This window comes from Arachnia sp., assembly GCF_057238465.1.
Genome location: NZ_DBHHFZ010000023.1, coordinates 1 through 7,054, shown reverse-complemented (window position 1 = coordinate 7,054; position 7,054 = coordinate 1). Strand labels below are relative to the sequence as shown.

The following is a 7,054-nucleotide window of genomic DNA, read 5'->3' as shown; positions in this document are numbered from 1 at the left end:
GCCCTACCGTCGAACGCCAGCGCTACAGCGCAAGCACACGACCGGAAAGCAAGCGAACCACCCCAGCACCCACCTCACACCAGCCCTACCGCCGTCCGCTGGCCTTCCTGCCGTCCGCTGGCCTTCCTGCCGAACGCTGGCCTTCCTGCCGAACGCTGGCCTTCCTGCCGAACGCTGGCCCTCCCGTCGAACGCCAGCCCTCCCGTCGAACGCCAGCCCTACCGTCGAACGCCAGCGCTACAGCGCAAGCACACGACCGGAAAGCAAGCGAACCACCCCAGCACCCACCTCACACCAGCCCACCCGCCAAACGCTTGCCCACCCGCCAAACGCTTGCCCACCCGCCATCCGCTTGCCCTCCCTACGAACGCCAGCCCACCCGCCATCCGCTTGCCCTCCCGCCAAACGCCTGCCCTACCGTCGAACGCCAGCGCTACAGCGCAAGCACACGACCGGAAGGCAAGCGAACCCAGTGGGTGCTGGGGAATGGACTCGTTCCCTTACTGCGCGGTTTTCCACAGCTATGCGATCAAGTGTTTTTCCGGGTACTGCGTCACCAATAGTGGGGGTATGGAAAAGATTGCTTGGAGCACTCAGGAGCTCCTCACCCTTGGCCTCACAGATCGCGAGATCCGTAACCGCGTCGCTCGGGGCAGCTTGGTCCGTGTCCGTCGCGGGCACTACATCATTTCCGGAGAAACTGTCCCGGAGGCCGCGCACCTGCGGCTACTGGCCGCCACCCTCCCCAATCTGGCTCCCGAGAGCGTCATAAGCCATACCAGCGCTGCTCTTCTTCACGGGTTTCCCGTCAGACGTCCCGATCTGGAACAGGTGACGACGATCCGGCGCACCCCGGGTCATGGTTGCCAGTCGAGAAAACTCCGAGCTCGGCACACCGCCATCACGGATTCCGAGATCACGCTTGCCGGGCACATCCCGGTGACTACGCAGGCCCGGACGGTATGTGACCTGGCCCGGACGGCCCCTTTCGAGTGGGCGGTGGCGGCTGCTGATGCGGCCCTGCGCCAAGGACTTGACTTCGCGGACCTGGAAATCCCACTCGACCTACATCCCGCGCTGCGCGGCACCACCCGAGCTCGCAGGGTCCTGGCCTTTGCCGATGGCAGGAGCGAGTCACCCGCCGAGTCAATCAGTCGCGTCCACATGGCCCGTGCGGGGATACCGAGCCCGGTCCTCCAACACGAGGTGTTCGATCGCAATGGGGAGTTCGTTGCCCGTCTCGACTTCGCATGGCCCGATCTCGGACTGGCAGGCGAGGTGGATGGTCGTATCAAGTACGACGATCTCCTGCCCGCGGGACACGACCCAATCGAGGTCATCCTGGCCGAGAAACAGCGGGAGGAACGGATCCGGCAGGCGACCGGCTGGTGGCTGGTGCGCTGGGACTGGAACACGGCCTGTGACCCGGCAAGACTGGGGACTCTACTCCGTGAGGCGATCCACAACGCCAACGCCATCGCTGTCTGATCAAAGGATGATCCGGCCTCTAGGCATGCACGATCTGTTCACTTGCCTTCCCGACGGACGCCAGCCCTACCGCCGTCCGCTGGCCTTCCCGCCGAACGCTTGCCCTCCCGCCAAACGCTTGCCCTACCGTCGAACGCCAGCGCTACAGCGCAAGCACACGACCGGAAGGCAAGCGAACCATCGCCCCCAGCCTCCGCAGGATCTCCCGACGGACGCCAGCCTTCCCGACGGACGCCAGCCCTACCGCCATCCGCCTGCCCTACCGTCGAACGCCAGCGCTACAGCGCAAGCACACGACCGGAAAGCAAGCGAACCACCCCAGCACCCACCTCACACCAGCCCTACCGCCGTCCGCTGGCCTTCCTGCCGAACGCTGGCCCTCCCGCCAAACGCCTGCCCTACCGTCGAACGCCAGCGCTACAGCGCAAGCACACGACCGGAAGGCAAGCGAACCACCCCAGCTCCCGCCTCACACCAGCCCTCCCGCCGGAAGGCAAGCGAACCCAATCCGAGGGTCGGCCGAGGGTCGGGCTGGGCACCCTTGTGACGGTTCAGCCGCGCGACCTCCGGATCACCCCGTGGCGGCGAGGGCGAAGGGCAGGACCGCCCTCGCCCCGGCCCGTTTCAGGAGACGCCCCGCGACCGTCATGGTCCAGCGTGAATCGACCAGGTCGTCGACGAGCAGTACCGGTCCGGACAGGCCGGGCAGCACCGCCTCCTGTTGCGGGGTGACGTGGAACCGGGTCCACAGGTCCCGCACCCGGAACGTGCTGTTCGCCCTGGGCAGCGGGGCGGCGCCGGGCGCCAGCCCGAGGGGCCCGAGCACCCGGAGCCGACCCGCCCTGGCCAACCCCTCCCCCAGGGCGGCGACCAACCGGGGACGCGACAGACCGGGAACCCAGGCGACGGCGGCTGGACGCTCGTCCCAGTCCCACTCGCGGAGCACCTGGAGGCACGCCCCGGCCAGCTGCGGTGGCACCTCGGCATCGACCGGGTTGCCGTCGGCATCGGGTGCGAACAGCTCACGCAACGCGTTGCCGTGGCCGAGGTCGGTCAGGCGGGCCACGACGCGGCCGGGTTCGACGCGTTCCGCCAGCGGAATCCGGCCCTTGACGACCTCACCACCCATGGAACCGGTGAAACGATCCAGCCCGGGCGGCCACAGGGTGCGCGGTTCGAGGACCACCCCCACCCGCTCCAGCACCGACTGCGCCGCGACCTGCGCCTCGGCCGTCACCCCGGTGGGGTACCACGGCCGGGTACAGGTGTCGCAGCGCCCGCAGGGCCTCGCGTGCGGATCATCCAGCGCCGCCGTCAGGAACTCCATCCGGCACCGGCCGTGCCCGAGGTTCTCGTATTCGAGCATGGCCCGCTGCTCCGCGACCCGCGCGGCGGCGATGCGCGAGTAGCGTTTCTCGTCGTAGCTCCAGTCCACGCCGGTCGCCACCCATCCCCCGGCCCGGTTCTCCACGGCGCCGTCGACCGCCAACACCTTCAACAGCAGCTCCAGGGCACCGCGACGCAGCTCCACCCGCGACTCCAGGGCGGGCACGCTCAACGGCACGTCCGAGGCCGCCAGGGCCTCCAGCACCGATTCGGCCCGCTGCCGGGTGGGCATGGCGTTGGTGGCGAAGTACCGCCAGATCTCCTGGTCCTCACCACCCGGGAGCAGCAACACGTCGGCGGACTCGGTGGCGCGTCCCGCGCGTCCCACCTGCTGGTAATAGGTCACCGGGGAGCTCGGGGCGCCGAGGTGGACCACGAACCCGAGATCGGGTTTGTCGAATCCCATCCCCAGCGCCGAGGTGGCCACCAGGGCCTTCACCTCGTTGGCGAGCAGGGCTTGCTCGGCCGCGACTCGCTCGGGCAGGTCCGTGCGACCCGTGTACGGCAGGACCCGATGCCCGGCGGCTGCCAGAGCCGCCGCGGTGTCCTCGGCGTTCGCGACGGTCAGGCAGTAGACGATGCCGCTGCCGGGCAGCGAACCGAGATGCTCAACCAGCCACGCCAGCCGCCGCGCCGACGAACCCAGCTCCAGCACCCCGAGCCGCAGGGAGTCGCGCGCCAGGGACCCCCGCAGCGTGAACACCTCGTGCCCGCCGACGGCCAGCTGCTCGGCGACGTCGGTGACCACCCGCTGGTTGGCCGTCGCGGTGGTGGCCAGCACCGGGACCCGGTCCGGCAGCTCCTGGATCAGGGAACGGATCCGCCGGTAGTCGGGACGGAAGTCGTGGCCCCAGTCGCTGATGCAATGGGCCTCGTCAATCACCACGAGGCCCGCCCGCGCGAGCAGATGAGGCAGCTGGGTGTCCCGGAAACGGGGGTTGACCAGGCGTTCCGGGGAGACCAGGAGGACGTCGAGGAGGTCCTGTTCGAGGGCCTCGGCGATCTCCTCCCAGTCGGTGACGTTCGATGAGTTGATGGTGGCGGCCCGCACCCCGGCGCGCTCGGCGGCCTCCACCTGGTTGCGCATCAACGCCAGCAGCGGGGAGACGATCAGCGCGGGACCGGCGCCCGCCCGGCGTTGCAGCAGCGCGGCTATGAAGTAGACCGCCGATTTTCCCCAGCCGGTGCGCTGCACCACCAAGGCCCGCCGGTGATGGACGACGAGGGCCTCAATGGCCTCGTACTGCCCGTCGTGGAAGACCGCATCCTCACTTCCTGTGAGTTTCCGCAGCAATTCGCAGGCCAGGGGACGTGTTCCGGCCTGTTCGGTGGCCCGGTTCTGCTCCATGCACGAAGCCTGCCACGGGCCACCGACATTTTCGCGGGGACGGTCAGGCCCGGAGTTTCTCGTGGATGGCGGCGACGAAGCGACCGAGGGCTCCATCGGCGAGATCGACGAACATGGCCGGTTCGAAAAGCTCCGCCTCCAAGAGCAGCGGATGGCTTCCCGGCGGGGTCACCACGTCGATGCGCGCGTACAGCGGGGTGCTGGCGTCCTCACCCCAGCCCTTGGCCTCCGCGATCGCGGCGATCGCCTTCAAGGCCCTGTTCCCGAGCTCCACCTCGTCGCCGGTAGGGGCGACCGGCCGGATGTCCTCGGTGTACCTGCCGCCGAGGTAACCGCCCCCGTGTTTGAGGATCGCGCACTTCTGGATGGTGTGTGAGTGGTGCGCGTTGAAGAACAGCAGGCCGTGTTCGGCATTGTCCTGGATGGCATCGATTGCGGGCTGCACGAGCACCACCTTGCCGACCTCCAGGATGTGTCCGCACAGTTCCAGGGCCGCGGGGTCGGTGGCGGCGAACAACCCGGTGTTCTGTGATCCGAGGGAGATGTTCGGTTTGACCACGACGTTCCCGCCGCCGTGCCTCGCCAGCGCCTCTCGGCACTGTCCGAGGTTCTCGCAGAAGGTCGTGGGTACGACCTCGACCCCGTGTTCGGCGAGTTCCCGCAGGTAACGCTTGTCCAGGTTCCACCGGATCAGGTCGGGGCTGTTGATCAAACGCACCCGGGTCTCGGCGCGTCCCAGCCAGTCCATGAACTCCTCCGTGCGCTCCGCGTAATCCCAGGGGGAACGGAAGATGGCTGCGTCGTAGACCGACCAGTCCCTGGGCTCGTGCCAGACGGCGATCTCGGAGTCCACTCCACTGGCTTTCAGGGCGTCGTTGAGGGGCCCGGTGTCGAGGTGTTCCTCGTCCTTCAGGGCCTGCAGGTCGGTGCTTATCAGCGCGACTCGTTTCATGAAACTCCTTCTTCAGGGGCAGTACACCCACCACCAGATGCTATCCGGCAGGCACCCCACACGACCGCGCCACCCCGATTCCTCAGGATCGATGAACCTTGAACCAAATCTTGTACACCCGGTGTCACATTTTTTGTACATCGAATGTACAATTCCTGACATGAGTCGTTACCGGTCCCGGGGGCTCGAAGCCGTCTGGCGCCAGGGAAGTCCTCATCAGATCATCGTTCTGGAAGGAAGACGAGCCATCGGGAAGACCCGCCTCGTACGCCATCTCCAGGCCGAGAAACGCTATTCCTCGTACCAGACTCTCCTGGATCCCCTCACCCGGGAACTCGCCCTCACCGACACCAATGGTTGGCTGAGATCGCTCCCTAGGCCCGCGATCATCGACGAAGCACAGCTGGCCCCCGAACTCCCGCTCGCCCTGAAACGCTTCGTCGATGGCCTCGGTCCGGATCATCACTTCCTCCTGACGGGTTCCGCAGCGCTCGGCCGGGGTTCCTTCGGAGGCTCGGATCCGCTGGCCGGTCGTATCGCCCGCCAGCGGCTGCATCCCTTCACGGGATTCGAGCTGGCGAGTCCCGAAAATCCTGCTCCTTCGCTGGTGGACCGGCTCTTCGACGCTCCCCTCGACCCTCACGAAACCCAACCCTGCGATCGTAAAGAAGTCGCATCCGTTCTTGCCACGGGCGGGACACCGACGCTGGTCCTGAACACCCCGCCCCGTCCCGCGGATGAACTGGCCTCCCTCGTCCATGCCGACGTGTTGGCTTTGCTCGGGGATCGGCTCCTACCCAATGAGAACTTCGACGTTCTGCGCGCGGGAAGAGTTCTCGACGCCTTCCTGCGGCTGCCCGGAGGGCTGCTGAAGGTCAACCGGCTGGGTGAGGAACTGGCGCTCGACCGTCGAACCGTCGAACGCTACCTGAACATTCTGGAACGCCGTTTCCTGATCGCACAACTGCCCAATTTTCGCGCCGGGGCCTCATCGGCAACGCGATCCCACCCGAAGATTCACGCCACTGACACTGCACTGGCGGTCGAATCCCTGACCCGGTGCGGGAGGAATCCCGCACTTCATCCGGAGCTGTTCGGGCAGGTCCTGGAATCCTGGGTGTGGCAACAGGTGGCGGCTGACAGCACATGGAGCAGGACACGGCCCAGCATCGGTTTCTGGCGCGACGCGTCCACGCAGGCCGAGGTGGACGTCGTACTCACGGACTCGCAAGGCCGAAACGTCGGTCTCGAGGTGAAGGCCAGTAGCTCCTTGGGGCTGCGGGACATCAAGGGGTTGGCCGCGTTCGCGGCGCGCAACGGACTGCATCGCGGGTTCGTGATCCATCTCGGTTCCGAACTCCACCAGATCAAGGAGAACATCTGGGCGCTACCCCTGGCCCTGCTGCGCTCCCCCGATGCGTGGCCCGGAACCTCCCAGCCCCATGCCTTGGTTCCCAAGAAGGCGCACGAAGCGATCCTGAGCACGAAGGATGATGCCTATCTGGCTGGACTACCGAACCGGTTCATCGCGGAGGCGGAAGAGGCATACCGGTTCCTCACCGGGGAGGACATGCCTGGCTCTCCCCGGTTGCTCTTCGCATCCGCACGCACCGCCCGCGCCCCCGAAACCGACGTCATCGCGATACCCCTTGTCCCACCCGATCTTCTTCCCGGGTTTCCTCCCCACTGGGAGGACTCGATGTCCACGTACCTCGAACGGGGCGGGGTGCCGTTGGCCGACCTGAGAATTGACGACCGGGACTTCACGCTATCGGCGCGAATCGCCGCGATGCTGCTCCGGGAAGCGGCCCGGTGATCACGAACCCAGGTCGGAGAGCAGATCCTCGAGGAGTTCTTCCTCGTAGGCGGTGCAGCCCTCC

The 7,054-nt window shown here is 67.0% G+C and carries 4 protein-coding genes; 2 read left to right on the top strand and 2 right to left on the bottom strand.

All coding sequences use genetic code 11. From position 1 onward, the window contains the following. Window positions 1-570: 570 nt before the first annotated feature. Window positions 571-1,488 carry a type IV toxin-antitoxin system AbiEi family antitoxin domain-containing protein gene (locus tag ACO6D6_RS15355; RefSeq protein ID WP_484786110.1) on the top strand — a complete coding sequence of 306 codons (918 nt, stop codon included), beginning with the start codon at window positions 571-573 and terminating at the stop codon, window positions 1,486-1,488. A 571-nt stretch (window positions 1,489-2,059) separates the two neighbouring features. On the opposite strand, the gene ACO6D6_RS15350 is transcribed toward ACO6D6_RS15355, so the two are convergent. Beyond that, complete coding sequence (locus ACO6D6_RS15350) at window positions 2,060-4,222, bottom strand: RecQ family ATP-dependent DNA helicase (protein ID WP_484786109.1); 2,163 nt, start codon at window positions 4,220-4,222, stop codon at window positions 2,060-2,062. A 43-nt stretch (window positions 4,223-4,265) separates the two neighbouring features. Beyond that, window positions 4,266-5,174, bottom strand: a complete 909-nt coding sequence (locus ACO6D6_RS15345) for an ATP-grasp domain-containing protein (RefSeq protein ID WP_484786108.1) — start codon at window positions 5,172-5,174, stop codon at window positions 4,266-4,268. A gap of 160 nt (window positions 5,175-5,334) precedes the next feature. Between ACO6D6_RS15345 and ACO6D6_RS15340 the strand changes: the two genes are divergently transcribed. Further along, the gene (locus ACO6D6_RS15340) at window positions 5,335-6,990 is read left to right on the top strand and encodes an ATP-binding protein (protein WP_484786107.1); all 1,656 of its coding nucleotides are present in this window, start codon (window positions 5,335-5,337) and stop codon (window positions 6,988-6,990) included. The last annotated feature ends 64 nt before the right edge of the window (window positions 6,991-7,054 follow it).

Bases quoted from the DNA above. Each gene is read 5' to 3' on its own strand.
- ACO6D6_RS15355 (WP_484786110.1), top strand. From the start codon at position 571: ATGGAAAAGATTGCTTGGAGCACTCAGGAGCTCCTCACCCTTGGCCTC.
- ACO6D6_RS15350 (WP_484786109.1), bottom strand. From the start codon at position 4,222: ATGGAGCAGAACCGGGCCACCGAACAGGCCGGAACACGTCCCCTGGCC.
- ACO6D6_RS15345 (WP_484786108.1), bottom strand. From the start codon at position 5,174: ATGAAACGAGTCGCGCTGATAAGCACCGACCTGCAGGCCCTGAAGGAC.
- ACO6D6_RS15340 (WP_484786107.1), top strand. From the start codon at position 5,335: ATGAGTCGTTACCGGTCCCGGGGGCTCGAAGCCGTCTGGCGCCAGGGA.